This is a genomic window from Bariatricus sp. SGI.161 (genome assembly GCF_050313695.1).
In the GTDB taxonomy this organism is placed as follows: domain Bacteria; phylum Bacillota; class Clostridia; order Lachnospirales; family Lachnospiraceae; genus JAFBIX01.
In genome coordinates, this window is the sequence record NZ_JBNPLX010000018.1 from 1 (window position 1) to 26,645 (window position 26,645).

General features: G+C 39.1%; 30 protein-coding genes. 2 read left to right on the plus strand and 28 right to left on the minus strand.

Going from position 1 to position 26,645, the window contains the following annotated elements:
- Positions 1–51: 51 nt before the first annotated feature.
- Positions 52–1,275 carry a D-alanyl-D-alanine carboxypeptidase family protein gene (locus ACQRBH_RS11140; protein ID WP_427761756.1) on the minus strand — a complete coding sequence of 408 codons (1,224 nt, stop codon included), beginning with the start codon at positions 1,273–1,275 and terminating at the stop codon, positions 52–54.
- A 151-nt stretch (positions 1,276–1,426) separates the two neighbouring features.
- Here ACQRBH_RS11140 and ACQRBH_RS11145 point away from each other — a divergent pair, with 151 nt between their 5' ends.
- Entirely contained in the window at positions 1,427–1,705 is a 279-nt protein-coding gene (locus ACQRBH_RS11145; RefSeq protein ID WP_347376385.1) for a type II toxin-antitoxin system HicB family antitoxin, read from the plus strand.
- A 393-nt stretch (positions 1,706–2,098) separates the two neighbouring features.
- Here ACQRBH_RS11145 and ACQRBH_RS11150 read toward each other — a convergent pair whose 3' ends face one another.
- The 17 genes from ACQRBH_RS11150 to ACQRBH_RS11230 form a co-directional block, all read right to left on the minus strand.
- The gene (locus tag ACQRBH_RS11150; protein WP_159751513.1) at positions 2,099–2,302 is read right to left on the minus strand and encodes an alpha/beta-type small acid-soluble spore protein; all 204 of its coding nucleotides are present in this window, start codon (positions 2,300–2,302) and stop codon (positions 2,099–2,101) included.
- A 67-nt stretch (positions 2,303–2,369) separates the two neighbouring features.
- A complete protein-coding gene (gene recG / locus ACQRBH_RS11155) occupies positions 2,370–4,400 on the minus strand; it encodes an ATP-dependent DNA helicase RecG (protein WP_427761757.1) in 2,031 nt (676 codons plus the stop codon).
- A gap of 146 nt (positions 4,401–4,546) precedes the next feature.
- Complete coding sequence (locus ACQRBH_RS11160) at positions 4,547–6,220, minus strand: DAK2 domain-containing protein (RefSeq protein WP_235233150.1); 1,674 nt, start codon at positions 6,218–6,220, stop codon at positions 4,547–4,549.
- A 19-nt stretch (positions 6,221–6,239) separates the two neighbouring features.
- A complete protein-coding gene (locus tag ACQRBH_RS11165; RefSeq protein ID WP_235233151.1) occupies positions 6,240–6,599 on the minus strand; it encodes an Asp23/Gls24 family envelope stress response protein in 360 nt (119 codons plus the stop codon).
- 184 nt (positions 6,600–6,783) lie between these two features.
- Positions 6,784–6,972, minus strand: coding sequence for a 50S ribosomal protein L28 (gene rpmB / locus ACQRBH_RS11170; RefSeq protein ID WP_235233152.1), 189 nt, complete (start codon positions 6,970–6,972; stop codon positions 6,784–6,786).
- A 171-nt stretch (positions 6,973–7,143) separates the two neighbouring features.
- The gene (locus ACQRBH_RS11175; protein WP_235233153.1) at positions 7,144–7,281 is read right to left on the minus strand and encodes a hypothetical protein; all 138 of its coding nucleotides are present in this window, start codon (positions 7,279–7,281) and stop codon (positions 7,144–7,146) included.
- Positions 7,282–7,344: 63 nt separating this feature from the next.
- Complete coding sequence (locus tag ACQRBH_RS11180; RefSeq protein WP_235233154.1) at positions 7,345–7,749, minus strand: GerW family sporulation protein; 405 nt, start codon at positions 7,747–7,749, stop codon at positions 7,345–7,347.
- 21 nt (positions 7,750–7,770) lie between these two features.
- Positions 7,771–8,814 (minus strand): DUF2953 domain-containing protein, encoded by a 1,044-nt coding sequence (locus ACQRBH_RS11185; protein WP_427761760.1) that lies wholly within the window; start codon positions 8,812–8,814, stop codon positions 7,771–7,773.
- A 1-nt stretch (position 8,815) separates the two neighbouring features.
- Complete coding sequence (locus tag ACQRBH_RS11190) at positions 8,816–9,139, minus strand: hypothetical protein (RefSeq protein ID WP_235233156.1); 324 nt, start codon at positions 9,137–9,139, stop codon at positions 8,816–8,818.
- A 24-nt stretch (positions 9,140–9,163) separates the two neighbouring features.
- Positions 9,164–10,495 carry a peptidoglycan D,D-transpeptidase FtsI family protein gene (locus ACQRBH_RS11195; RefSeq protein ID WP_347376430.1) on the minus strand — a complete coding sequence of 444 codons (1,332 nt, stop codon included), beginning with the start codon at positions 10,493–10,495 and terminating at the stop codon, positions 9,164–9,166.
- Between the two features lie 37 nt (positions 10,496–10,532).
- Positions 10,533–12,005: an FtsW/RodA/SpoVE family cell cycle protein gene (locus ACQRBH_RS11200; RefSeq protein WP_427761761.1), complete on the minus strand. Its 1,473-nt coding sequence runs from the start codon at positions 12,003–12,005 to the stop codon at positions 10,533–10,535.
- Between the two features lie 8 nt (positions 12,006–12,013).
- Positions 12,014–14,140 carry a peptidase U32 family protein gene (locus tag ACQRBH_RS11205; RefSeq protein ID WP_427742117.1) on the minus strand — a complete coding sequence of 709 codons (2,127 nt, stop codon included), beginning with the start codon at positions 14,138–14,140 and terminating at the stop codon, positions 12,014–12,016.
- 83 nt (positions 14,141–14,223) lie between these two features.
- On the minus strand, positions 14,224–14,637 hold the full coding sequence (gene zapA / locus ACQRBH_RS11210) for a cell division protein ZapA (protein WP_235233159.1): 414 nt from the start codon (positions 14,635–14,637) through the stop codon (positions 14,224–14,226).
- Positions 14,638–14,702: 65 nt separating this feature from the next.
- Positions 14,703–15,710, minus strand: a complete 1,008-nt coding sequence (ruvB, locus tag ACQRBH_RS11215; protein ID WP_427742118.1) for a Holliday junction branch migration DNA helicase RuvB — start codon at positions 15,708–15,710, stop codon at positions 14,703–14,705.
- Between the two features lie 15 nt (positions 15,711–15,725).
- Positions 15,726–16,337, minus strand: coding sequence for a Holliday junction branch migration protein RuvA (gene ruvA, locus ACQRBH_RS11220; RefSeq protein WP_427742119.1), 612 nt, complete (start codon positions 16,335–16,337; stop codon positions 15,726–15,728).
- Between the two features lie 9 nt (positions 16,338–16,346).
- On the minus strand, positions 16,347–16,838 hold the full coding sequence (locus ACQRBH_RS11225) for a Gx transporter family protein (protein WP_235233162.1): 492 nt from the start codon (positions 16,836–16,838) through the stop codon (positions 16,347–16,349).
- Between the two features lie 13 nt (positions 16,839–16,851).
- On the minus strand, positions 16,852–17,223 hold the full coding sequence (locus ACQRBH_RS11230; RefSeq protein ID WP_347376394.1) for a NusG domain II-containing protein: 372 nt from the start codon (positions 17,221–17,223) through the stop codon (positions 16,852–16,854).
- A gap of 128 nt (positions 17,224–17,351) precedes the next feature.
- On the opposite strand from ACQRBH_RS11230, the gene ACQRBH_RS11235 reads away from it, so the two are divergent.
- Entirely contained in the window at positions 17,352–18,332 is a 981-nt protein-coding gene (locus tag ACQRBH_RS11235; protein WP_427742123.1) for an FAD:protein FMN transferase, read from the plus strand.
- A gap of 55 nt (positions 18,333–18,387) precedes the next feature.
- Here ACQRBH_RS11235 and ACQRBH_RS11240 read toward each other — a convergent pair whose 3' ends face one another.
- The 10 genes from ACQRBH_RS11240 to ispH form a co-directional block, all read right to left on the minus strand.
- Positions 18,388–18,924 carry a hypothetical protein gene (locus ACQRBH_RS11240; RefSeq protein WP_427742124.1) on the minus strand — a complete coding sequence of 179 codons (537 nt, stop codon included), beginning with the start codon at positions 18,922–18,924 and terminating at the stop codon, positions 18,388–18,390.
- 64 nt (positions 18,925–18,988) lie between these two features.
- Positions 18,989–19,387: a DUF2752 domain-containing protein gene (locus tag ACQRBH_RS11245; RefSeq protein WP_427742126.1), complete on the minus strand. Its 399-nt coding sequence runs from the start codon at positions 19,385–19,387 to the stop codon at positions 18,989–18,991.
- Between the two features lie 88 nt (positions 19,388–19,475).
- Positions 19,476–20,267: an RnfABCDGE type electron transport complex subunit B gene (locus tag ACQRBH_RS11250; RefSeq protein ID WP_235233167.1), complete on the minus strand. Its 792-nt coding sequence runs from the start codon at positions 20,265–20,267 to the stop codon at positions 19,476–19,478.
- 14 nt (positions 20,268–20,281) lie between these two features.
- Entirely contained in the window at positions 20,282–20,857 is a 576-nt protein-coding gene (locus tag ACQRBH_RS11255; RefSeq protein ID WP_427742127.1) for an electron transport complex protein RnfA, read from the minus strand.
- A gap of 13 nt (positions 20,858–20,870) precedes the next feature.
- Complete coding sequence (gene rsxE, locus ACQRBH_RS11260) at positions 20,871–21,590, minus strand: electron transport complex subunit RsxE (protein ID WP_427761763.1); 720 nt, start codon at positions 21,588–21,590, stop codon at positions 20,871–20,873.
- Between the two features lie 13 nt (positions 21,591–21,603).
- On the minus strand, positions 21,604–22,185 hold the full coding sequence (locus tag ACQRBH_RS11265; RefSeq protein WP_427742130.1) for an RnfABCDGE type electron transport complex subunit G: 582 nt from the start codon (positions 22,183–22,185) through the stop codon (positions 21,604–21,606).
- Entirely contained in the window at positions 22,185–23,114 is a 930-nt protein-coding gene (locus ACQRBH_RS11270) for an RnfABCDGE type electron transport complex subunit D (RefSeq protein WP_427742165.1), read from the minus strand. Before ACQRBH_RS11270 ends, ACQRBH_RS11265 begins: the two co-directional genes overlap by 1 nt.
- A 50-nt stretch (positions 23,115–23,164) precedes the next feature.
- Positions 23,165–24,487, minus strand: coding sequence for an electron transport complex subunit RsxC (rsxC, locus tag ACQRBH_RS11275; RefSeq protein WP_427761765.1), 1,323 nt, complete (start codon positions 24,485–24,487; stop codon positions 23,165–23,167).
- 180 nt (positions 24,488–24,667) lie between these two features.
- Complete coding sequence (rpsA, locus tag ACQRBH_RS11280) at positions 24,668–25,786, minus strand: 30S ribosomal protein S1 (protein ID WP_347376396.1); 1,119 nt, start codon at positions 25,784–25,786, stop codon at positions 24,668–24,670.
- On the minus strand, positions 25,767–26,624 hold the full coding sequence (gene ispH / locus ACQRBH_RS11285) for a 4-hydroxy-3-methylbut-2-enyl diphosphate reductase (protein WP_427742134.1): 858 nt from the start codon (positions 26,622–26,624) through the stop codon (positions 25,767–25,769). Before ispH ends, rpsA begins: the two co-directional genes overlap by 20 nt.
- Positions 26,625–26,645: the final 21 nt, after the last annotated feature.

Below are 26,645 nucleotides of genomic sequence, written 5' to 3' on the forward strand. Positions count from 1 at the left end.
GTCCTCTCACCGTACACACCCAATTATCGACTAACTCAACTAAATTCCCATCTAAAGCAACAACTCTTTTGCAACCCCTTCCAACGCACTCTTATAAGTAATTTCTTCTACCGTTTCCATCGCCAGAATATCTCTTTCTCCAATTTGATCTCCGTTCAAATAATATTGAATTTCTCCCAATTTATCACCTTTTTTCACAGGTGCTTTTATCTTCGAGTCAATGACTATCTTCCTTTCTATGGAATTTAAGTCAGAACCAGTCGTATCTATATAGGAAAAGGCGCCTTTCTGTTCTATTTTTACCTCTTTTTTCACACCTCGTTGTACAGATACAGGGGCTAATTTTTCCATATGCTCCTCTTTATATTTATTACATTTTCCAAATCCATAATTGAAAAGTGTAATTGCATCCTTTACGCGCGTTTTACTATCATCTGCCGCCATGATCACCGCAATCAAATCAATCTCATTCTTCTGCGCAGTTGCAGATACACAGAATTTTGCCTGACTAGTCGAACCGGTTTTTAAACCTGTCGCATATTCATATTGTCGAATTAGTTTATTGGTATTAGTCAATCCAAACTCAGAAGTACCTTTCTTTGTTGTGTGTGTGATATTTTCCATCCAGATTTTGCAATAATCGTATATTTGAGGATATGTAGTAATCAACTCTTTTGACATTAACGCAATGTCTCGCGCAGTCGTCAGATGTCCTTCTGCGTCTAGTCCATTACAATTTACAAAATGTGTATTTTTCATTTCCAGTTTTTCTGCCCTCTTATTCATTTGCTCTACAAATGCCTCTTCACTGCCACAGATATACTCCGCCATTGTTACGCAGGCATCATTAGCACTTGCAACAGATATACTTTTTATCAATGTATCAACCGTTTGCACTTCGCCAGGCTCCAGGAACACCTGTGAACCTCCCATAGATGCCGCATATTCTGAAGTTGTCACTTCATCTTCTAAACTAATCTTTCCTTCCTCTAGTGCATCAAAGATCAAGAGTAAAGTCATCACCTTTGTAACGCTGGCTGGTGGTCTCTGTGTATCAGCATCCTTTTCATAAATGACCTGTCCTGTCGAAGCCTCCATCAAGATTGCCGAGGGTGCACTAACTATAATTGATTCCTCCTTCGGACTTTCTGTTGTTTCCTGCGTATTTGTTGTTTCTTGCACATCCGTGTACAAAATTGGCCCTCTTATCTCCATAGCATATACAGGATGTACACATAATGCGACGCTTAGGATTACTGCCAGAACAAATTTCATACAACAACTCCTTCTGGATATTCGTCTATTACTACCATTCTAATAACAGCCTAAACAAATTATTCCAAATACATGCATACGATTTTACTATTGTTTTCTTCTTACAAAACTCCTATAATAGATTTCGAAAAAAGTTTATAGGAGGAACATTATGAAATTTATATATCCCGCAGTATTCCATAAGACAGAAGATGGAAAATACAAAGGGTACTTTCCAGATTTAGAATGTTGCTACGGAGAAGGTGAAACCTTGGATGATGCCATTGACAGTGCAAATGAAGCCGCCCGCGATTGGATTACATTAGAATTATCCGAAGAAGAACCTTTAATGCCCTATGTCTCAGATATTAGCGATATCGAACTTAAAGAAGGCGATATTGTAAGAAATATATCCGTAAACATCCGTTTTTATGAAGGCTGGGACGAATAGAACATTTTCTGTCATTCACTAAAATTCGAAAAAAGAAGAGCAGGTGGCAATATCGCCATCCTGCCCATATAGACCTCCACATTTTGTGGAGAAAGAAAGCGGAATTCATATCATATGTATTTCCGCTTATTAAATTGGACAGATTGTCCAATTGAACCCCTATCATAACCTCTACAAATCTCTGTAACATTTTGTATATATAGATTATCATAAACTGTCATAAATCTCAAATAATTTGTCTGATTTTTTATCGAAATATCATATTTTTTATCGACAATTTTTTACAATTTATTCATCTAGGTACACCACATTTTTCATTTAGGTACACCACAAAATGAAATTTGGGACGTAGACTTTTGCAAAAAGTCTACGTCCCAATTTCATTCATTTTTCTTATTTACCAGCCATCTGTTTTTCCTGCTGTTCGATCATTTTTTTAACCATATAACCACCAACAGAACCATTCTGTCTAGATGTCAGGTCTCCGTTGTAACCGTCTGTTAACGGTACGCCTAATTCGTTTGCAACCTCGTATTTAAACTTGTCTAATGCGCCTTTTGCTTCAGGCACGGCTGCTCTGTTTGATGAACTTGTCATTGTTATACTCCTCCTTTTGGTAACTTTGTAACTTTTGGTTTTGTTACAATCATAGTATATGGAGTATTTAGATTATTACACTAGTATTTCCTTCATAATTTGGAAGATTTTTCAACCAATCACACGCAGACTCTGTAAGGGTATCAGCGGCTTCATTTGCCATCTGTAATATCCGGGCATCCTGATATATATCGCCAAGTCTAAAATCCATCAGTCCACTCTGTCTAATTCCAAAGAGATCACCAGGTCCACGAAGTCTAAGATCTTCACTTGCTATCTTAAACCCGTCATTTGACTTATTTAATATATCCAGCCTTTCTTTGGTTTCTTTTGATTTTGAACCAGTCATAAAGATACAATAAGACTGGTGTTTCCCTCTCCCTACTCTACCGCGAAGCTGATGAAGTTGTGCCAATCCAAAACGTTCTGAGTTCTCGATCATCATAACCGTTGCATTTGGTACATCAATTCCCACTTCAATAACCGTTGTTGATACCAGAATCTGGATCTCATTCTTTCCGAATCGCTCCATAATGTCATCTTTTTCTGTCTGTTTCATCTTCCCATGAAGATAAGATACATTGATTTCTTCTCCCATTTCTTCTTGTAGTGCAGAAGCATAATCAATTACATTTTCAACTTCCAGATGTTCACTTTCCTCCACCATTGGACAAATAATGTAACATTGGCGCCCTTCGGCCACTTGTTTTCTCATAAATGAATAGGCTGTTTTCCTGTAACTGGTATCTACCACACAATTTTTTATTGGGAGTCGGTTTGCCGGCAATTCGTCGATCACAGAAATATCCAGATCACCATACAAGATAATTGCCAATGTTCTTGGTATTGGAGTCGCACTCATGACCAACACATGTGGCACTCTTCCTTTTTTGGCAAATGTCTCCCGCTGTTTCACACCAAAACGGTGCTGCTCATCTGTAACTACCAGCGCAAGGCAATCATAATTAACCCGATCTTGAATCAGCGCATGTGTGCCGATGATAATCTTCGCATATCCGCACTCGATCCTATCATAAGCTCTGCGCTTCTCCTTTGCCGTCATAGATCCCGTCAGCAATTCTACTTTTATCCGAATGTCGTATTCTTCAAATAACCTCGTAATCGATTCATAATGCTGCCTCGCCAACACTTCCGTAGGCGCCATCATTGCACCCTGATATCCATTCCATGCCGTATTCAACAACGCCAGGACTGCAACGATTGTCTTTCCTGAGCCAACATCTCCCTGCACCAAACGAGACATGGTCGTAACGGATGCCATATCAGAAGCAATCTCTTCCCACACTTTTCTCTGCGCATTCGTCAAACGATATGGTAAACGCCGGATAAACTCTTCTACCTCTGGTTTTTTGGAAATCACATATTCATTTTCCAACTTCTCATTCTTATCTTTTAGCTTTCGAAGTGTAAGAATAAATGCCAGGAATTCATCAAAGACCAGCCTCTCTCTTGCATGATAGAACACTTCTTTATCCTCTGGAAAATGAATTCCACGAATTGCGAAATTATATTCCGCCAGTCCATACCTCATTCGTATTTTGTCAGGCAAAAATTCTCGTGTCAGATCCAGACCATCCAAAGCCTGTTTGACTGCTTTTGATACCACATTATTCGACAATCCCGCTGTCAATCCATAGATTGGCTGCAAAGTGTTCAATTTCTCCTTATATTTTTCACTTGGATAAAAGATTTCCGGATGTTCCATTACCAAACCATCTCGTTTACGCACGACTCTTCCCCTTAGAGTAATCACACCACCTTTTGCAAGTGTATTCCGCAAAAAAGGCATACGAAACCAGATAACTTTTATTGTACCAGTCAAGTCTTTCACATACAGTGTAGTAACCTGCATACTTCTACTTCCGGACACTTGTATACGACCATAGACAGTACCAGTTATCGTCTGCGTCCTTCCCTCTTCTACCTCACTGACCGGCACCGCATCTTCATAGACATCATATCCTCTGGGATAGTATCGAATCAAATCCCCGACTGTGCTGACTCCGACTTTTTCAAATAACTTCTGTGTTTTCTCACCAATTCCTTTGATTTCTTTGATACTAGTCTGCTCTATCATATATGCTCCACCCGCAAAACCTTCCATCGAAAATTTTTCCAACTGTATGGCAATAAAAAGGCCAGCTCCGTTCCTAAGGGACAACGCCCTACAGTCACAGAAATCTGGCCCTGCCTATATATTATTTTATCTACCTGATGATTTATTTATTCAACTGCAAGAACATAATAGTATATTGGCTGTCCACCAAAATGTGCATCTACATCCACATCTGGATACAATTCTTCAATCTCTTGAATCAACTGTTCCGCATCTTCTTCCTTGACTTCCTCTCCGTAATAAAGACTGATCAATTCAGACTCCTTATCTACAAGTTGCTCCAACATTGCCTTCGTAGTCTCTTCAATTCCTTTTCCAACTGCAAGAATTCCTTTATCACCAATACCCATAATATCGCCTTCATGAATCTCTTTATCATCAATATGAGTATCTCTAACAGCATAAGTAACCTGACCAGATTTTACACGTTGAATCTCTTCAAGCATTGTCTCTTCGTTCATCTTCGCATCTGCATCTGGCATAAAGTTTATAATAGCAGTAATTCCTTGCGGTACAGTCTTGGTCGGGATTACAATGATTTCTTTATCTTCCACCAATGCTTTTGCCTGATTTGCAGCCAACACAATATTCTTATTATTTGGCAATATAAAGACTGTATCTGCATTCACTTGATCAATAGCATTCAGCATATCTTCCGTACTTGGATTCATTGTCTGTCCGCCTTCAATAATATAATCCGCTCCCAACTCTTTAAATATCTCATTCAATCCTTCTCCGATAGATACTGTAATAAATCCCATCGGTTTTCTTGGCTCTTTCGCTTTTTTCTGTGCTTCTTTTTCAGCCTCTTCGGCGGCCAATTTCTCTGCATCACGAATTAATTTTTCCTGATGTTCCTCGCGCATATTATCAATTTTCATACGCGACAGCTGTCCATATGTCAAAGCTCTTTGAATTGCCAGTCCCGGATCATTTGTATGCACATGAATCTTTACCACATCATCATCAGCGACACATACGATAGAATCACCGATAGAGGACAAATATGCCTTAAATTCATGCTCATCTGTTTCTGTAAATTCCTTCTCTGTCAGAATAATGAACTCAGTACAATAGCCAAACTTGATATCTGCTGTATCCTGTGCATTAATCTTCGTCACAGACATACCAGCGCTTGGGGAAATAGCACTATAGTCAATCTCTTTTCCCAAAAACGCATCATAAGCGCCCTTTATAACTTCTAAAAGACCTTGTCCGCCAGAATCTACAACTCCCGCTTCTTTCAATACAGGTAACATATCCGGTGTCTTGGCAAGCACTTCTTCAGCATGCTCAATGACTGCTGGGATAAAGACCTCAAGATCGTCTGTCTCTTCTGCCATCTGAGCCGCTTTATCTGCAATACCACTTGCAACTGTCAGAATCGTACCTTCTTTTGGTTTCATAACAGCTTTATACGCAGTATCTCTTGCTCTTGAGCAGGCAGCAGCCAATCCAAGAACATCAATCTCTTTTTCCTCACGGATAGATTTGGTAAATCCTCTTAATAACTGTGAAAGGATAACACCTGAGTTACCTCGTGCACCACGAAGGGATCCAGAAGAAATCGCTTTTGCCAGTTCTTTCATATCAGGTTTACTTAATGCAGTCACTTCTTTTGCTGCTGACATAATCGTAAGTGACATATTCGTTCCTGTATCTCCATCCGGTACCGGAAATACATTTAATTCATTGATAAATTCTTTCTTTGCCTCAATATTCTGTGCACCTGCCAAAAACATCTTTGCAAGCATGTCCACACTTATAGTTTTCGTAGCCACTTCTAATGCTCCTCCTTAACTAATCGATGACTCTGACGCCTTCAATGTAGACATTGATCTTATCTACCGGCATTCCCGAAAATTCTTCTACTTTATATTTTACATTACTGATCAAATTCTCAGTAACAGCAGAAATACTTACACCATATGCAACAATAATATGGAAGTTAATGCTGATATGATTATCATCTGAGATACCCACCTGAATTCCTCTGGTCAGACTCTCCTTTTTCAACAGATGAACCAAACCATCTTTTACATTTACTGCAGCCATTCCAACAATACCAAAACATTCCACTGCCACAGTTCCAGCATATTTTGCAATCACTTCAGAATCAATCGTCACAATACCAAGATCTGTACTCATACATCCCTTCATATCTAAAACCTCCAATTCTTCTCTAAACTTATGAAGTCATAATAATAAGCATATTATACTCTTTTTTTTTATATATTACAATACGAAAACGTTGATGCTTCGTATTACATAATTACTTTATTATATCAATTAATGGGCAATAAAAAACTCAGATTCCAAAGCGAAATCTGAGTTTTAACCTTCATTACGCACGCTCAACTCTGCCTGATTTTAAACAAGAAGTACAAACATACATTCTCTTTGTAGCTCCATTTTCTGTTTTAACACGAACAGATTTTACATTTGATTTCCACATCTTTGGTGATTTTCTATGAGAGTGGCTTACATTATTTCCAAAGTGAGCACCCTTTTCACAAATAGCACATTTTGCCATGACTGCACCTCCTAACGCTCATATATAGTCTGTTCTCCAGACTCACAACACTAGTTATTGTAACAGAAGAATATATGAATTGCAAGTATTATTTGCATTTTTCTTTGATTATAGTATCAATACAATGCACAAATCCACGATTCATCCTAGCATCATGCTTTGAAATAAGTATTAACAACAGAACAGGTTATATCCTGCTAATACACACAACAAGATGCATAACACTTCTATAAAAGTATTCGGCAAAATCAATGCCAGAATAATGCCAACTGCTACCCAGAACAAGGCAAAACCTACCACGCGCTTCATTGTCTTCACCTTTGCCTGCATTTTATATAATATATGCAAATTCATGCAAATTCATGACTAATCCTATTTTCCATCAGAATCCTGCTCTGCCTCATCCAGAATATCCATAACATCTTCTTCCGTCATCTTATCTTCTTTGTTCGAAGAAAATTTGTCAATAACGTCCGGTACCATATCCAGTATCTTGGTAATCGTATCCTGATTTTTTACATTGACAAGCTTAGTATGTCCATTCTGAATCACAAGCACTGCACTAGGAGTCATCTTTCCTCCCAATCCTCCGGCTCCTTTTTCTTTCTTATCTCCATTAAATGCTCCGGCTCCAATTGCAAATGATACATCCACCAACGGAAGAATAATGGTATCCCCTATATGAATTGCATCTCCAACAACCGTCTTTGAGGATACTACTCCATCCATTCCTTGAAAGAGCGCCTCAACCGTTCCTTTAAAATTATTATCTGCCATATCTTTCTTCCTCCTAAATGCTTATAATTCAAACTTCTTTATATCTCGATACGTCATTCGCACTTCCCTGCTCCAGATAAGACTCCACAAAAGTTTTATAAAAAAACTGCCTCGCATTTTTCCCGCTACATGCAGATTGCCTTCCAGAATCTGATTTTCAAAATCTGGTTCCACCCTAACATGGTCTTCTACGAAAGGATAGAGCATACTAAATCCTGCAAGCAACTGTCCTGTTCTGTAAGGGTCTTCAAAACCAAAACGAATGTCTGCTTCCAATCGCTTTGGTCTTAGCTTCCTCAAAAGACAAAAAACCTCATCTTTCACCTTGAGGAACGCTTTTTTATGAATCTCATCCGTGAGAAACATGCAGATTTTCTCTTTCTTTTCTAATAATGCTTTTATTTTATCACAGAAACCTTTGATTGTACATTTAATCTTCCGATAGATATCTTTTATCTTTTGAACACCTTTCTGATAGATTCCTGCAATTTTCTGCCATATGCGCTTCCGTTTTTTCTTACTGCCATCATCAGATTCTTCCCTTGCCTCATCAAAACAGGTTTCTGCTTCTTCCACTGCTTTTTGATCTTCTTGAAATTCTTCTGTAATTCTTTCAGATATTTGGGGTTCTTTTTTAATTTCTTCCGAAATGTCTTGATCGCTTTTACCGTGGACTTCCAGCCTTTCTTCCTGCTTCTTTTCCGACTCCTCTGAAGTTCCTTCTTCATCTTCCTCCAATAATTGTTCCAATTCTTTTTCATAAGATTCCACCTCTTCTTTCACAGATTGTGTTGATTCCTGCTCACTTTGAATATGCTTCCATGCAATCCTGATACACCAGAATAATTGTTTCTCCTCATAAGACGCCGTTATTTTTATCAGATGCAGCAACCAAGTCACTCTGGTTTTCGCTTTGACTCCGGAAAGGGTCCCATCACAAGAAGCTCCTACTTTGTATCTGATAGGAACAAAAAGGACAATACAAACCAGTAATACCAGTATCCCCAGTATCACTGCAATTATAATTCCTAGAATTTTCAAGATAAGCAATAGAATATGTAGCATCTTACTCTTCCTGTTCTTTTCTTAATATATAGGAACGAATATCTGCTCCTTTGGTCTCATTATACACTTCCTGAACAATTTCTTCCACAAGTTCCACCGCATCCTCATAATCTTTTGCGATTCCTACTACAAAGAAATCATCGTGAGGAAAATTCGGTTGTAATAATACTGCAGAATGATAGATTTCCAAATGGTTCTGTTTATTGTTTGCCAACGTCACAATATGAATATTCATCTGGAATTTATTGTTTTCCAGTTTTTCAATAATCTTTGACTTCTTTTTTTTCAGCCCTTCTGTCAGATACAAATGCCTATAGTACTGCATATTTCCACTCCTATGAACCCCGAATTAATAATAATATGCGTCAAATACTTGTTTTGCCACATTTACGGCTTTTGCAGAACCATCTGAAGCTTCAATAATTACGCTGATGACCAGTTCTGGATTATCTACATTCGACATTCCGATAAACCATGAATGATCCTTTTCCTTATCGGAACTATATTCTGCTGTTCCAGTCTTACCAGCCGCCGTATAGCTCTGTCCACTCAATACAGATGCTGTTCCATAATCTACCACACTCTTCATATATTGCTTTAATTGCGAAGCTTCTTCTTGCGTCATCAAAGTTTTATATTCTTCCGGAGTATTTTTCGTCACTTCCTGACCAGCATAATTCGTCACACAATCTACCAGATAAGGCTTCATTAATGTTCCCCCATTGGCAATCGCAGCTGTAATCAACGCCATATGATATGGGCTTACCTGCGTCTTTCCTTGTCCCATGGCTGTCATCATCTTATCTGCACTTCCATCACTAGTATTAAGTGAGAATTTACTCTTACTATATGATAACTCTGACGGAAGTTTTGAATCAAATAACAATTCCTTGGTTGTTTCCTGGAATTTGCTTACGTCTAATGACAAACCAATATTTGAAAATGATGTATTACATGAATAAGCCAGACTATCCTGAAAATCAACCTGACCATGCACATGACCGTTATAACAGTGAATAGAAACTCCATCCTGCTCTATGGTTCCCGTACAATTATAGCTGTATGTGTCATAATCTGCATGTTCCCGCATATATTCCAATGCCGTAATAACTTTAAAAGTTGATCCCGGCGCATACTGTCCCTGCGTAGCCCGGTTTAACAACACGCTATTTTCATCTGTATTTAAGGTTTCCCAGTTCTGTTCTACTGTATTCGGATCAAAATCCGGTTTGGACACCATAGCCAAAATCTTGCCGGTACTAGGTTCTATTACCACAACCGCTCCTTTATAATCTCCCAGCGCATTGTAAGCCGCCTGCTGAAGATTCAGATCCAAGGTTGTCACAACCGTATCTCCTGTATTCTTCTTATTCTGGAATTCGTTGACCAGTTTTTCCAGGAAAAATGCATGAGATGTCAGAAGCTCATAATTTTCTACCGACTCAAGCCCGGCTTTGCCTTGTACACTATATCCCACAACATGAGCAAACATATTCCCGTAAGGATATTCACGACTCTCCGTCCCATCTTCTGAGACGGATGACTGTGCAAGAACATTTCCATTCTTATCAACAATTTTTCCTCGGACCACACGATCTGCATAAGCGTCTTGTCTTGCATTATAAGGGCTTCTGATAATCTCTTCGCTCTTGACTACCTGGAAATAAACGATATATCCCATCATAACAAGGAACAATGCCACAAAAATATAAGTAACCCTAGCGAACTCTTTGTTCCTTGCGCGCTTTTCCTTTGCCTTGCGCTTGTCGTTTCGGTTGGCTTCTCTGCGCTCTTTCCGGGACATCTGCTGCTTTTCTTGCTCTCTTTTTATTCTCTTGTCCGCTTCTCTTTGCTCGTAGCCTTTCCTTTTTCTTTCTTTCAATATCTTCTTCCTCGTCTTCCCTTAATATATATAGTCCTTGAATAATTGCAAACATAATCAGTGTACTAAGGAGCGAACTTCCTCCATAACTTACCAACGGAAGTGTTACACCCGTTGATGGAATAAATTTTGTCACACCACCGATATTCAAGAACACCTGAAAGATATAACATGTTCCAAGTCCCAACGCAACCATCTTATAAAACATATTATGAAGTTGCATTGCGATATTCAAAAACATAATATAGCAGCTGACACAGATCAAGATTGTGCATAACGCAAATATCAATCCCAATTCTTCGGATATTGCAGAAAAGATAAAATCTTCATCTGCTACAGGAATCTGATCCGGCATTCCCTGATACAGTCCCATTCCAAACCATCCACCGGTCCCGATGGCAAATAAAGACTGTGCCACTTGATACCCACCATTATCATAAGAAGCGAATGGATCTTTCCACACGATCACTCGAGTCCTTACATGATTAAACAGATAATATGCTCCTACAGATGCTACACTTCCGGCACCGAGTCCTGCCAATATATAAAGAGGCTGATGTGTAGCAACATAAAGCATCGCAAGATACACTACAAAAATAATAAGTGCTGCTCCAAGATCTTTTGACACCACCAAAATCAATACATGAAAAGCTGCAAGTGCTGTTGTTATCACAATATTTTTAAATTCCAACGATTTCTTAAAACTTGAGGCAACAAAAAAAACAAAAATAATTTTCACTAATTCCGAAGGCTGTATGCTGATACCGCCTATCGTAAATCCCAACTTCGCCCCATAAGATACTTGTCCAGCTACTACAACAAATGCCAGAGATGCAATTCCAGCGATTGCATATAGATTTCTCCATTCGGAAAGTTTTTTGAATTTCCGGATAATGACCGGAACCACGAGACTGATTACAATCGCTCCAGCAGCAATCACATATTGCTTTACCGCCTTTTCGTAATTTAGCCTGGTCAGAATAATCATCCCGATGCACAAAAGCATGCACATATTATTAACGACTAGTCTGGATACCTTGGGATAGATATTCGTGTACAAAAGTATAACTACACCAAATAATACCACCTGCATTAAAAAAAATGCCAGTATTTTTATTTCTTCTGTCTTCAGGTACAATACCAGAAATGCAATAATATGTATCATAAACATTAATACATTTTGCTTTCTAAGCAGACTTTTTTTCTTATCCGGATCATAATATCCAAATATGCTGAAACATAAGTATGTATAAGCCGTAATCAGCACGATCATAAGATATTTTGACAATTCAACAATAATATTTACCAAATCTTCACCTACTTCACGCCCCGTTTAAAATGTCCCCTTGTGAATTCCGTTTCCGGTGTGGATACTTTTTGATGCTCCAGAAATGCTGACTGATAACATTCTACAATCTTCTGCATCTGCCCACATGTCTCGGTCGTAAAATCCATGCGTAATTCCGCCGGAGCAAGTTTTTGAATTTCTTCTGCTTTATCCGCCAAGAAAAGCGGTGCAGAATTATATATTATATTATAGCAGTATTGACAGCATCGTTTTACTGTAAACTTCTTCTGATATCTGTCGCGAATAGATAGATATCCTTCTTCCTTCAAGCATTTGCCACTAGTCTTCTGGATACAATTTGCCGTTACCATTACCGGTTGATATCCATACACAATCAGACTGGCATTATCAATTCCCAATTTGTCAAGTTCCCAGTCATTTAACTCCACCGGAGCGGTAAACTGAGCAATCCCTTGTTCTTGAAGAAACGCCCTGCCAGAATGATTGAAGACATACATATTGTGATCCGAACGGATTTCCTTATGAAAACCATGCTCTGTAAGCCATTGATAACTTTCCCAGTTACGGATTAGCACTCCATCATAATACTGTTGTAATATTGGATATTTCTTTTCATAATTCTTAATGGTCTTCTCTCGGAAAATATAAGGCATTGCCAGATAATACTTTTGGTTTTGAGCTTTTTCTTCTAAGATTTTAATTGCTCGCTGCCCCATTCCGACTGCACTGTCTACATAAACATTCTTTATTATCTCCGATTGTATAACAAACTCAAGCTGTTCTACTGATTGAACCGAAGCTGACAGAACGGTTGCTTCAAAGGATGAAGCAACATTTTTCTCATTCACAAATATTCCTGAAAATTGTGGAATATCCCTTCGGTATTTTTCAAGTATACATACTGACAATTTTTCAATTCCTTCTCTGCGAAGCTCATTTAATGCCTGCATCGGAAGAAATACTGCCCCATCTATCTCAACATCAAATCGATCAAATATAAATTGTGTATTTCCTGTTTTTCGCATCTGCTTTTCCACTCGCTTTTTATCCAGCGGCTGTCGCTTAGCTATATCCGGCGCAGCTCCTTCACAGACAATCTCACAATCTCCATATTCCAGAAACAGTTTAGCACTTTCCCCCAAAGAAAGTATTAATTTCCCATTAATTTTTTCTTGGGCTTTGTATTCTGGCAGCTCCATTACCTCTTCATTTCCTGTCGGACGTTGGAAAGAAATCATATTCTTTCCATTATGCTGCCTATAATATCCATCACTGTATCCTCTTCTCTGATAAGCGCCAAGCAATTTCTCATGGTCCGATTTCAGAACCTTATATCCAGAAGCCCCTTCCGCGAAATAAAGGTCTGTATATTTTCGATACATACTTACCACCGTATATACATAGTCTGGCTGCTTCATTCGCCCTTCAATTTTAAAAGAATCAATTCCAGCTTCTATTAACTCTGGCAGAAAATCAATCGTGCACAGATCTTTTAAACTCATGATATCTGCCGGTTTTTGCCCTTCGACACTATAAGGCAGACGGCATGGCTGGGCACATTGCCCTCGGTTTCCACTCCTTCCTCCAATCATGCTGCTCAAAAGGCATTGTCCAGAATAGCAATAACACAGCGCTCCATGCACAAAGCATTCAATCTCTAATCCCGTCTCTTCTTTCATCTTTCGAATCTCTGAAAGAGAGAGTTCCCGCGCCGGCACTACCCGTACGATACCTTGATTTTTCCAGAACTCTGCTCCCTTTTGATTAGTAATTGTCATCTGGGTGCTGGCATGAATCGCAAGATCTGGGAAATATTTCTTCAGGAATCTGACCACTCCAACATCCTGGACAATCACTCCATCCAATCCTTGCTGATAAAAAGGAAGAAGATATTCATACAGACTATTCAGTTCATCATCTTTAAGTAAAGTATTTACTGTAAGATAAATCTTTCTCCCATGTATGTGTACATAGTCTATAGCCTGAAGCATATCATCCTGCGCCAGATTCTTTGCATAAGCCCTTGCGCCAAACTGACTGCCTCCGACATAAATCGCATCTGCTCCTGCACATATAGCTGCTTTCAGGCTTTCATAAGAACCGGCAGGCGCCAGTATTTCAATTTTCCTATTCATATATCTTTTTCCTGCTTCCATATCAAAATTCATCTATATTCGAAGTATTCTCCTATATGATAAATAGGCTGTCCATAGACAGCCTATTTTTTATGATTATTTTTAATCTCTGTTTCCAGCTGGACAATCTTCATCTGAAGTTCCTTATTCTCTTCTTTTAGCTTGTCCATAGATTTCTCCGCATTCTCCAGCTTAATTTGAACAGATATCAATTCATGCTTCAGATCATACATCTCTTTATCCTTTGCTTCTATATCACTCTCTAGAGAGCCGCCTTGCTTTCTGGCTTTAAAGTAATCATCCGCAATGTTCAATGCCAAAAGAATACTTCTGGTCTCCGCACTTTGCTTACGATATCCTTCACTGTTGCTGCATTCTTCAATCTTATGATTTAAATAGGTAGATACCTTCTGCAAATAGTCCTCGCTTTCAAAGCCACTCAAGGTAAATACCTTTCCTCCTATTAATACTTCCGTATAGTTTTTTGATGATGCCATAGAAGCCTCCTCGAACTTTTATAATATCTGATAACTATTATAAACTAATCTGATATAAAAACCAACTATTTTTCTTCATTTTCACGTGAAATTCCCAGATGACAATAAGCGCTGTCTGTAACGATCCGCCCGCGAGGTGTTCTTTGAATGAATCCATTTTTCAGTAAATATGGTTCATAAACATCCTCTATGGTTCCGGAATCTTCACCTACAGTAGCTGCTAAAGTTTCTAAGCCTACCGGTCCACCCTGAAATCTTTCGATCATGGTTATCAGAAGATTCCTGTCGGTTTGATCCAAGCCTTCTTTATCCACATCAAGAAGATCTAATGCATAATTCGCCACTTCCTCGGAAATATATCCTTCATATTTAATCTGTGCAAAATCTCTGACACGCTTCAAAAGTCTGTTTGCAATTCTCGGCGTTCCACGGGAGCGCTTTGCAAGAGCGTATGCTCCTTTGTCATCAATTCCTACTTCCAGCACCTTTGCCGATCGAAGAATGATTGTTTTTAATTCTTCGACCGTATAAAATTCCAGACGGTTGACAACGCCGAACCGATCTCTCAAAGGAGCTGTCAACATTCCTGCTCTTGTCGTAGCTCCCACCAGGGTAAATTGGGGTAAATCCAGACGAATAGATCTTGCACTGGCACCCTTTCCAATCATAATATCAATAGCATAATCTTCCATCGCCGGATAGAGTACTTCTTCCACTTGACGATTCAACCTGTGTATCTCATCAACAAATAAAATGTCTCCTTCCTGAAGATTATTTAAAATCGCTGCCATCTCTCCAGGCTTTTCTATTGCCGGACCTGAAGTAATCTTAATATTTACATTCATCTCATTGGCTATGATCCCTGCAAGTGTCGTCTTTCCCAATCCTGGCGGACCATAAAACAACACATGATCCAACGCCTCATTTCTTGCCTTTGCAGCTTCTATATAAATTTTCAGAGTCTCTTTTGTCTTTTCCTGTCCTATATAGTCTTTCAACAACTGTGGACGCAGATGATTCTCTATCTTGACATCTTCTTCCAGATTTTCTGTTGTAACAATTCGCCTGCTCATGTCTTTCACCCTGTGCTAAAACATCATATATTTTAAAGCTTGCCTCAGCACATCCTCTACTTCCATATTTTCTTCAAATTCCACTTGTTTGACTGCTTTTAATGCCTCAGTATTGCCATATCCCAGGGCTACCAATGCCTGTACGGCCTCACTCTGTACCTCATTGTGGTAATTCACACTACCAGACATCACAGAATCAGAAGCACTGTGTTCCAAAGCATCCTCAAGACGTAACTTATCCTTTAATTCCAATATCATCTTTTCTGCTGTCTTCTTCCCAATCCCAGGTGCTGCACAGATTGCCTTTATATCATTTGACATCACGGCAAATCTAAGATCATCCGGGCTTAACGCTGACAAAATTCCTAAGCCACCTTTTGGACCGATTCCGTTTACACCAATCAACAATCGAAACACATTCAATTCATCTCTCGTTAAAAAGCCATATAACTGCATGGCATCTTCCTTCACGTTCAGATATGTATGTATCTTCACTTCTGTCCCGAGAGCCGGCATAAGCCCCATTGCCCGACCTGACATAAAGACACCGTAGCCAACTCCGCCTACATCAACAATCACTTTATCTTCTTCGTATGCTGCAATTTCTCCCCTTAAATAAGATATCATATATTCCTCCTAAAAATGTACATTCACCAGTCTTTTTAACATCTCATTTGACACAATTCCAATGAGCAGTCCAGTTATCATTCCAGCAATTAATAACACCGGAACGTAATATGCCACGCTAAATGTCTCCACAACCAACATAGCCACAATCAATTGCCCAACATTATGAAATACTCCGCCGGCAATGCTAATCCCCATAATACTGAACCCATCTTTTCGCTTAAAAACTGCCATAACTGTAAGACTAAGAAGCCCTCCTGCCAAACTATAGATAATGCTAAAATAATTACCGAAAATAAAACCGGACAATAAAACTCTGACAATCGACAGCAGATAAACTTCTCGCAAACGCATCTTATACAGTGCAATCACAATAATCAAGTTAGCAAGTCCCAACTTTACTCCCGGAATTCCAAAATTAATCGGTATCAAAGTTTCAACATAACTAAAAATCAACGCTAATGCCGTAAATACCCCAAAATAAGCAACTTTGCTCTTCACATGTATCTGCCTCCTAATTCGTCACCGCATCATATTCGCTATTTTCACTACTTTCAATCTCCACAACAACTCTGTTCGGAAGACAGATAATACTCTCATGATTCATTGAAATTTTTTTCTGGTGCACGCACAATTGATCTGGGCAGTCTGCCTCAATCATATCAGCCTTTCCATTTTTAATCTGAAGTATATTCGTTCCATGATTGATTTCTATCTCCTGATCTTCTGACAGACTGTAAACGCCCTGAATCTCTCCATTCACTTTAACAATTGCCTTACTTGCCCCTTTTCCTCCGATAAACACATGCACAAGTATCGTTAAAACAGCGATACATAGAATTGTCAGTATCAGAATACCATCTTTTTTCTTAAATTCCATTTTCATATTTCATTTACCTCTTTATTCCTATGAGTTTTATTCTAACACAACCCAATCTTACCTTCAACCACATGTTCGATTGCATATCTTCTTTTTTGTGTTATACTAAGACTATCAAAATCACGAGGTGTTCTATGAAATATAAACGATTAACCGCATTACTTATTTCTGCTGTTCTTTTAATATCTGGCTGCTCAGGGCTTCCCAAAGAACGTGATCAGACGTATACCGGAACTTTTTTTGATACCGTGATCAGTATCCAGATCTATGATGCCATAGAGGATGACGTTTTAGATGGCTGCGCAAAGCTCTGTGAAAAATATGATACTATGTTTTCGAATAAAACAGAAGATAGCGAAATATCTCAGATTAACCATGCCGGTGGAAATCCAGTCGAAGTATCAGACGAAACAATAACAATTATTAAAAAAGGAATCTATTACAGCGAGATGTCGAATGGTGCATTCGACATCACTATCGGCGCCGTCTCCAATCTCTGGGATTTTAAATCAGAAGCTCCTGAGATTCCAGCAGCTGATACCGTTGCCTCTGCAGTCAGTCATGTAGACTACAACCAGATTATAATTACCAACAACACAGTACGTCTGACCGACCCTTATGCATCTATTGATGTTGGGGCTATTGCCAAAGGTTACATTGCCGATCGATTGAAAGCGTACCTAAAAGAGCAAGGTGTAAAACACGCAGTTATTAATCTTGGCGGAAATGTACTGACAATGGGTGGCAAAATAGATGGATCAGACTATAATATCGGCATCCAGAAACCATTTGACGAAAGCGGGCAACCTATTACTTCTGTAAAGGTTTCCAATAAATCTGTGGTAACATCCGGTATCTATCAACGATATTTTGAATCTGATGGAAAGATTTATCATCACATACTTGACCCCAATACAGGTTATCCTTGTGAAAACAATTTATATAGTGTCACTATCATCACCGATTCATCTCTTACTGCAGATGCATTGAGTACAACCTGTTTTCTACTTGGATTTGATGAAGGTATGAAACTAATTAATCAGTTGGATAATGTTGATGCTGTGTTCATCACAAACGATAACAAAATCCACTATTCCAAAAATTTCCAATATTAATCAGCATAAAAAACATCAGGAAAGCATTCCTGATGTTTTTTATCTACTTATCTTATCAATATGTTCCTGATGCACTAAAAATTGCTACTCCAAAAATTATCATAAATACCAGATAAACAACCAATATGACTCCTGTAATAATCAAAGAAGCCCGACAATAATTTCTGCGGTTTACATTACCTTTTTTACTAAATGCCCAAACAAAGTAAATAACAATTCCGAAACATGGAATGCAGGATGCTAGAATCGTCAACACCCAATCACCCATAGTCATGGGACTATTATCCATACCCGGTTCATATGCCTGATTATAGGTTCCTGTATTATAACTATAATTATCCTGATAATTATAACCATTCTGTTGATTGTAATTATAATTCTGTTGCTGATTATAATTATAACCACTCTGGTATTGATTATAATCATTATTCTGGTTCGTATACTGATATTGTTGATTTTGGTATTGTGGATTCTGATAAGGCTGCTGTCCTGCATTTGGATCTGTATATTGTTGTCCATTTATATCCGCACTATTGTATGTCTGTTGAGAATCCTGAATTTCCTCTGGAATATTATCATTTTGGTTTTCCATCGTATTATCCTCCTTGCCTTATTAACAACTATATTCTATCATGCAGATACATGAATTTCAATCACTAAACAAACCATACATTTTGTATAACTTTTTGTATATATGCAAATAAATTATATTCATAATAACTCATTGGAGGGTCACCAGGAAAACAGACAAACATCCGCCATATATAAAACAACAACATCGCAGCCATAATTCCAATCATTCCCCACAACAATCCTCTCCCCATCTTGCGTCCCAACAGGTAGCGGTTCCACCCAAATATCACCAGATAGATCACAATCGGATATATAAAAGGATGTATAAAAAATGCATTCAAAAAATCGAAATGAAACAGACAGAATGCTGCTCTGGTTAATCCACATCCCGGGCATGGGAATCCCGTAATAAGCACCATCGGACATAAGCTATATAAAAATTTTTTCATGAACGCAAAATAGGCGATTATAAGAATAATCACCCATTTTGCCGCCTTAATATCTTCCCACAATAAAGTGAGAGCTCTGCATATGATCTTTTTTAAAGAACATTCTTTTCTTTTCATAAAATTATAAAATAATCTTCTTTGGACATTTTTCTGCACATGCTCCACAGTTCGTACACTTTTCTGGATCAATGTGTGCAATGTTACCTTCAACCTTTACGGCATCAAACTGGCAGACTTTTTCACACATCTTACATCCAATACAACCAACAGAACATGCTTTCATAACATCCTTACCTTTGTCTCTGGAACTACACTGAACCATATGTTTCTGTTCATATGGAACCAGCTCAATCAGCTTCTTCGGACATACAGCAATACATTTACCGCAAGCTTTACATTCTTCCTTATCAACAACGGCAACCCCATTTACAATATGAATTGCATCAAATGGACATGCCTTTACACAGCTTCCTTCGCCAAGACATCCATAATTACATGCCTTCGGTCCGCCGTCCTGCATCATGTTGACCATTACACAATCATTTAATCCATGATACTCGTATTCCTGCTGTGCTTTATCACAAGTCCCTGCACATTTCACGAATGCAACCTGATGAACCTGCTCTCCAGCTGCAATTCCCATGATCTCACCAACTTTTGCAGCAACTGGTGCTCCACCGACCGGACATCCACCAACTTCGGCTTCACCTTTTACGATTGCTGCTGCAAGACCAGAACATCCTGCATAACCACATCCACCACAGTTATTTCCAGGCAGAACTCCAAGAATAGCTTCTTCTCTCTCATCTACTTCTACTGCAAACTTCTTGCCAGCGACTCCAAGGAACACACCAATGAATAATCCGGTGCCGCCTACGATGATCGCAGCAATAATAATACCTGTAACACTCATTGTTATGCCTCCTTCTAAATCAGTCCTGAGAATCCACAGAATGCGATTGCCATCAGACACGCTGTAATCAGAACAATCGGAGTTCCCTGGAAGGACTCAGAAATATCATTATATTCAATCTTCTCACGGATACCTGCCATGATTACAATTGCAATCAGGAATCCTACAGAAGTACCAACACCATTGATAACACCTTCAAGAAGTGTATATTCTTTCTGAACATTCGTAAGCGCTACACCAAGTACCGCACAGTTCGTTGTAATCAACGGAAGATATACACCCAACGCATTATACAATGGCGGCATTGCCTTTTTCAGGAACATCTCTACAAACTGTACCAAAGCCGCAATAATCAGAATAAATACAATAGTCTGCAAATATTCGAATCTCAATGGTGCCAGAATAAACTTATAAATTAAACCTGTTACAAATGATGCTATTGTAATAACGAATACTACGGCGCCACCCATTCCGGCTGCAGTCTCAACCTTCTTGGAAACACCAAGGAACGGACAGATTCCAAGGAACTGGCTGAGTACAACGTTATTTACAAGAGCAGAACCTATTGCAATAATCAATAATTCTTTCATCTATGTACTCCTCCTACTCTCCATTTCCTGTTGGGAACACTTTTCCGTTACATCCGCCACAAGATGCACAATCTGTACCGCATCCCTGAGCATCAGCAATCTTCTTGCCTTTCTTTGCAGCATTCTTCTTAATCTTATTCATAGCAGCAACAAGGAATGCCAGAACAAGGAATGCTCCTGGAGGAAGAATGAAGATTGTTACAGGAACATAGCCGCCTTTGCCGGCAGCTGCATCCGCAAGTGGCAGAATCTGTTGACCAAAAATTGCACCTGTACCAATCAACTCACGTACAATACCGATACAAGTAAGACCAAAGGTAAAACCAAGACCCATACCAATACCATCAAAGATGGATGGAAGCACCGGATTCTTAGATGCATAACTTTCTGCACGACCAAGAATAATACAGTTAACTACAATCAGTGGAATGTATAATCCAAGTGCATCATAAAGGCTTGGAACGAAACCTTCCAGCAGGAATTGTACAATTGTTACAAATGATGCTACAACTACGATAAATGCCGGCATTCTGACAGAATCCGGAATAATCTTACGCAGCATAGAAATCAACATATTTGACAGTACAAGTACGACCGTTGTTGAAAGGCCCATACCTACACCGTTAATGGCGGATGTTGTTACCGCCAGGGTCGGACACATACCTAACATCAGAACGAAGGTAGGATTTTCTTTGATCAGACCGTTATATACTCTTTCAGTACATTTATTCATCACTTACTACCTCCTATTGAAATGCATTCTGGTAATATCCGAGAGCAGCGTTCACAGCTCCGGTTACCGCTCTTGATGTAATGGTTGCTCCACTCAGCGCATCAATCGGTTCTCCGTCTCCGCCGTCTTTGGATACTACGAACTTCTCAGCCTGTTTTCCTTCATACTGTCCATAGAATGCAGGCTCTGTTGCTTTCATACCAAGACCTGCTGTTTCACTAATAGATAAAATAGACACACCGTTTACAGTACCATCAGCTGTTATACCTACTGTAATCTGAATACTGCCGCCAAATCCATCTTTATCTGTTGTAGTTACAACATAGCCTTCTTCACCAACTTTACATGCCTCATCAATCGTTGCATTTACACCCATATCAGCAATCGCCTTATCCGCTGCATCCTGATCAACATCAATTTGTTCGAAATCATTCAAATCAGCTTCTGGAAATACTTGCTGCCATGCCTCTTTTTTTGCGGTCTCCTGCGCCTGTGCAATTGGAGCTTTTGTCACTTCATATACGAGACCAAGACCCAAACCAGCAACAAGTGTGATTACCGTAAGAATCAATGTATTTTTCAAAATTTTATTCATTATTTTTCTCCTCCTTTACCGAATGGTTTTGGAAGAGTAACCCTTTCGATTAATGGAACTAAAAGGTTACTGATGATAATCGCATAAGATACCCCTTCTGCTGAACCGCCGAAAAGACGGAACAATCCAGTCAGCACACCTAACAGAATTCCATATACATACTGGCCCTTCTTCGTAATTGGAGATGTTACATAATCGGTAGCCATGAACCATGCACCAAGCATCAGACCACCGCCGCACAGATGTGCAGTAATATATTGAGGATCAAAGAATCCAACATTCGGATTTGCAAACGGTCCGAAGATACCAATAAAAATTATAAAAGATACAATATAAGTTCCTGGGATTCTAAGATCAATAATCCCTTTCAAAATCAAAATAATTGCACCAATAATAATAGCAATTACAGATGTTTCACCAATCGTTCCTGGGATAGTACCGATCAGCATATCCATAGAATTTACAGCCTCTCCAGCTTTCAGCTGTGCCAAAGGGGTAGGACCAGATACTCCATCATATACAAATGTAGTCATCTGGCTTGTGAAAGAAATTAACAGAAAACATCTTGCTCCGAGTGCCGGGTTCATAAAGTTCTGTCCCAGACCACCAAATAACTGTTTTACAATCAGAATGGCAAAGATACCACCGATAACACCCATCCACCATGGAGCTGAAGCCGGCATATTCAGGCCAAGTAAAAGGCCTGTAACAACGGCACTCCAATCGCCGATTGTAATTTTCTTGTGCATTAATTTTTCATATATGTACTCTGTCAGAACAGATGCTGCAGTTGTACTGATCAGCATAATAAGCGCTGACAATCCAAAGTTCCATACACCAAAGGCTGAAGCCGGCAACAGTGCAATCGTTACCCACATCATAATACTGCTTGTGGTGTCTTTGGAACGAATGTGTGGTGAAGATGACATTTTTAATTTGTTCTCACTCACGTTTGTTCACCTCTTCCTCTTCTATTTGACTATTTTTTCTTTTTGCGGTTTGCCATCGCAATTTTTCTCATTGAACCAATTGCCTGTTTTAATGGGCGCTTTGCAGGACATACAAAACTACAAGAACCACATTCCATACATTCCAAACCTTCATGTTTTGTAAACGTCTCTTCGTCATGATGTTCTGCATAATCTGCAAGTCTTGACGGAATCAATCTACTTGGACAGGCATCTACACAACGTCCACAATTGATACATGCAGATGGTTCATATTGAGCCACTTCATCTTTTGTAAAGCCAAGAATAGACGAAGAAGTCTTAGTGACCGGCACATCCAGTGTAAACATAGAGAATCCCATCATCGGACCACCGGAGATTAATTTTTCCGGTTCACTTTTGAATCCACCAGCAGCCTCTACAAGTTCAGCCTGATTTGTTCCAAATGGTACTCTGAAGTTACCTGGTTCATTTACTGCATTTCCACTCACAGTAACAACTCGTTCCATAGATGGTTTTCCTTCTGCCACTGCCTGATAAATACTGATCAATGTTGCCACGTTATCCACAACACATCCTGCATCTGCCGGAAGCATTGCAGAATTAATTGCTCTTCCAGTTGTTGCATAAATCAATTGACGCTCACCACCCTGTGGATACTTGGTCTTTAACGCAAGTACTTCCATACGTGGTTCATCCTTTGTCAGTTCTTTTAACTTTTCAATACAATCTGGTTTATTATCTTCTACTCCAAAAACACCTTTTGCATTATCAAAAAGCTTTAATACAATTTTCATACCGCCGACTAATTTTTCCGGCGTCTCCATGATTGATCTGTAGTCAGCGGTGATATATGGTTCACACTCTGCACAGTTAGCAATAATGTAATCAATCTTTTCTGGTTCTTTCGGTGACAGTTTGACTCTCGTTGGGAATCCTGCACCACCCATACCTACAACACCAGCATTACCGATTGTATTGAGGATTTCTTCTTTTGTCATCTCATCCAAAGGTTTCACTTCTGGATATTGCACTTCCTCATATTCACCGTCATTTTCAATAACGATACTGTTTACCGTACCCCCTGTTGGATTTAAATGTGGGGCAATCGCCTTAACTGTTCCGGAAACCGATGCATAGATAGGCGCAGACACAAACCCCCCGGCTTCTGCTATCATCTGACCCTTTAAAACACGATCCCCTACAGCCACTATCGGATTGGCCGGAGCGCCAATATGCTGAGAAACTGGATATACCAAATCCCCTTTGGGTTTTACTTCGACAATCGCCTTATCTTTTGCCAGGCTCTTGCCGTCATCCGGATGAATACCACCCTTAAATGTTAACAATGCCATCCTTTTTCCTTCCTTCCTTTTTACTCTTTATATACTATACATGAAAACTCCCTAATAATCCAGTAAATCCAGGGATTTCATTGTATATTTCCGCAAACATCTTGTCGAAATTTTAACATATAAAAGATAGAGACCTAGCGGTCTCTATCTCTACAATCCCAACAATATTCAACATGCAAATTATTCTTCGCTAGTTTCCTCTTCAGCACTTTCATCCACGCTTTCTGCCTCAGTCTGTTCATTTGCTGCCGGCTCTAAAGCTTTCATACTTAAACTGATTTTTTTCTCATCCTCATTAAGGTCGACAATCTTAGCCGTAATTTCCTGACCTACAGACAATACATCTGACGGCTTGTCCACATGATTTCTTGAAATCTGAGAAACATGAAGCAATGCATCTACTCCAGGTGCAAGTTCAACAAATGCACCAAAATCAGTCATTCTAGCAACTCTTCCTTCAATCACAGTACCAACTGCATATTTTTCTGCTGCATTCGCCCATGGATTAGTCTCCGGGAATTTCAAACTCAAGGCAATCTTTGTATCATTGATTTCTTTAATCATTACTTCTAATGTCTCACCAACTTTGAATACCTTCTTTGGATTCTCAACACGTCCCCAAGACATTTCAGAAATATGAAGAAGTCCATCAACTCCACCAAGATCAATAAACGCGCCGAAATCTGTCACATTTTTAACAGTTCCTTCCATTCTGTCTCCAGCCTGGATCTTAGCAAATAATTCTTTTTGCTTTTCTGCACGTTCAGCAACAAGTAACTGTCTTCTGTCTCCAATTACGCGATTTCTTCTAGGATTAAACTCACTGATTACAAATTCAATCTCCTGATCCTGATACTTACTCAAATCTTTTTCATAAGTATCTGACACAAGGCTTGCAGGGATAAACACTCTTGCTTCATCAATCACAACACTTAATCCACCGCCAAGAATCTGAGCAACAGGAGCCTTTAATACCTCATGATTCTCATAAGCCTCTCTCAATCTTTCATTTCCTTTTTCTGCTGCAAGTCTCTTATAGGTCAAAAGCACCTGACCTTCTCCATCATTAACTTTCAGGACTTTTGCAGTCATTGCATCACCAACGGATACCATAGTCGTTAAATCTGCATTTGCTTCGTTTGTGTACTCGCTTCTTGTAATGATACCGTCTGCCTTGTAACCTATATTCAAGATGATTTCATCGGGCTTTACATCGATGACAGTACCATCTACGACCTCTCCATTTCTTATTGTTTTGAATGACTCTTCCAACATTTGTTCAAAAGTTAATTCTGACATTATTTTGAACCTCCTCAATTATATTATTGGGCGTGGATGCCCCTGCTGTAATACCTACTGTTTCCACGGACCTTAATTGATTCATATCCAAATCGTCAAGTGTCTGTATATAGTACGTATTCAAACATTCATTCTTACATATTTCAAATAACTTCTGAGTATTTGAACTACGTTTGTCGCCGATAACCACCATAGCATCTACTCTCTTTGCAATTTCACAAGCCTCCTCCTGACGTTCCTTTGTTGCATTGCAAATCGTATTTAAAACAATTATATCATACCCCTTTTTTGAGATTATTTCAACTAAATCTTTGAATTTATTGTAATTAAATGTCGTCTGAGAAACGACGCAGACCCTCTGTTCAGCATCTTTCAACTGAAACTGTCTGGCATCTTCTGCTGTCTGTACAACAATTACTTGTTTTCCTGCCCACCCTTTGATTCCTTCTACCTCCGGATGTTCGCTGTTACCAATAATGACAATAAATGCCCCTTTTTTGCTTTCTTCCTCAACGATTCTGTGTATCTTCTTTACAAAAGGACAGGTAGCGTCTACACAAGTCAGGCCTTTTTCCTGTATTTTTTTATATATGTCTCTGGCTACTCCATGAGAACGAATAATAATAACGCCTTTATCCACTGCATCTAATTCTTTTTCAGAGTCAATCACTTTAACTCCTTTTTTGGCTAGATCTTTTGTCACTTCTTCATTATGGATAATCGGACCATAGGTATAGATTTTATCTTCCCGATGCTGTTCTACCTGTTCATATACAGTGTCAACAGCTCTCTTCACACCAAAACAAAATCCTGCTGTTCTTGCCAACTCTATCTCCATTCTTTTCTCTCCTTAATCCAC

Coding starts and splice junctions, on each gene's coding strand:
- ACQRBH_RS11140 (WP_427761756.1), bottom strand. CDS start 1,275: ATGAAATTTGTTCTGGCAGTAATCCTAAGCGTCGCATTATGTGTACAT.
- ACQRBH_RS11145 (WP_347376385.1), top strand. CDS start 1,427: ATGAAATTTATATATCCCGCAGTATTCCATAAGACAGAAGATGGAAAA.
- ACQRBH_RS11150 (WP_159751513.1), bottom strand. CDS start 2,302: ATGACAAGTTCATCAAACAGAGCAGCCGTGCCTGAAGCAAAAGGCGCA.
- recG (WP_427761757.1), bottom strand. CDS start 4,400: ATGATAGAGCAGACTAGTATCAAAGAAATCAAAGGAATTGGTGAGAAA.
- ACQRBH_RS11165 (WP_235233151.1), bottom strand. CDS start 6,599: ATGAAGGGATGTATGAGTACAGATCTTGGTATTGTGACGATTGATTCT.
- rpmB (WP_235233152.1), bottom strand. CDS start 6,972: ATGGCAAAATGTGCTATTTGTGAAAAGGGTGCTCACTTTGGAAATAAT.
- ACQRBH_RS11175 (WP_235233153.1), bottom strand. CDS start 7,281: ATGAAGCGCGTGGTAGGTTTTGCCTTGTTCTGGGTAGCAGTTGGCATT.
- ACQRBH_RS11180 (WP_235233154.1), bottom strand. CDS start 7,749: ATGGCAGATAATAATTTTAAAGGAACGGTTGAGGCGCTCTTTCAAGGA.
- ACQRBH_RS11185 (WP_427761760.1), bottom strand. CDS start 8,814: ATGCTACATATTCTATTGCTTATCTTGAAAATTCTAGGAATTATAATT.
- ACQRBH_RS11190 (WP_235233156.1), bottom strand. CDS start 9,139: ATGCAGTACTATAGGCATTTGTATCTGACAGAAGGGCTGAAAAAAAAG.
- ACQRBH_RS11195 (WP_347376430.1), bottom strand. CDS start 10,495: ATGGGATATATCGTTTATTTCCAGGTAGTCAAGAGCGAAGAGATTATC.
- ACQRBH_RS11205 (WP_427742117.1), bottom strand. CDS start 14,140: ATGAATAGGAAAATTGAAATACTGGCGCCTGCCGGTTCTTATGAAAGC.
- zapA (WP_235233159.1), bottom strand. CDS start 14,637: ATGGCATCATCAAAAAACTATACGGAAGTATTAATAGGAGGAAAGGTA.
- ruvB (WP_427742118.1), bottom strand. CDS start 15,710: ATGAGCAGGCGAATTGTTACAACAGAAAATCTGGAAGAAGATGTCAAG.
- ruvA (WP_427742119.1), bottom strand. CDS start 16,337: ATGATATCTTATTTAAGGGGAGAAATTGCAGCATACGAAGAAGATAAA.
- ACQRBH_RS11230 (WP_347376394.1), bottom strand. CDS start 17,223: ATGAAAATGGAATTTAAGAAAAAAGATGGTATTCTGATACTGACAATT.
- ACQRBH_RS11235 (WP_427742123.1), top strand. CDS start 17,352: ATGAAATATAAACGATTAACCGCATTACTTATTTCTGCTGTTCTTTTA.
- ACQRBH_RS11240 (WP_427742124.1), bottom strand. CDS start 18,924: ATGGAAAACCAAAATGATAATATTCCAGAGGAAATTCAGGATTCTCAA.
- ACQRBH_RS11250 (WP_235233167.1), bottom strand. CDS start 20,267: ATGAGTGTTACAGGTATTATTATTGCTGCGATCATCGTAGGCGGCACC.
- ACQRBH_RS11255 (WP_427742127.1), bottom strand. CDS start 20,857: ATGAAAGAATTATTGATTATTGCAATAGGTTCTGCTCTTGTAAATAAC.
- rsxE (WP_427761763.1), bottom strand. CDS start 21,590: ATGAATAAATGTACTGAAAGAGTATATAACGGTCTGATCAAAGAAAAT.
- ACQRBH_RS11265 (WP_427742130.1), bottom strand. CDS start 22,185: ATGAATAAAATTTTGAAAAATACATTGATTCTTACGGTAATCACACTT.
- ACQRBH_RS11270 (WP_427742165.1), bottom strand. CDS start 23,114: ATGTCATCTTCACCACACATTCGTTCCAAAGACACCACAAGCAGTATT.
- rsxC (WP_427761765.1), bottom strand. CDS start 24,487: ATGGCATTGTTAACATTTAAGGGTGGTATTCATCCGGATGACGGCAAG.
- rpsA (WP_347376396.1), bottom strand. CDS start 25,786: ATGTCAGAATTAACTTTTGAACAAATGTTGGAAGAGTCATTCAAAACA.
- ispH (WP_427742134.1), bottom strand. CDS start 26,624: ATGGAGATAGAGTTGGCAAGAACAGCAGGATTTTGTTTTGGTGTGAAG.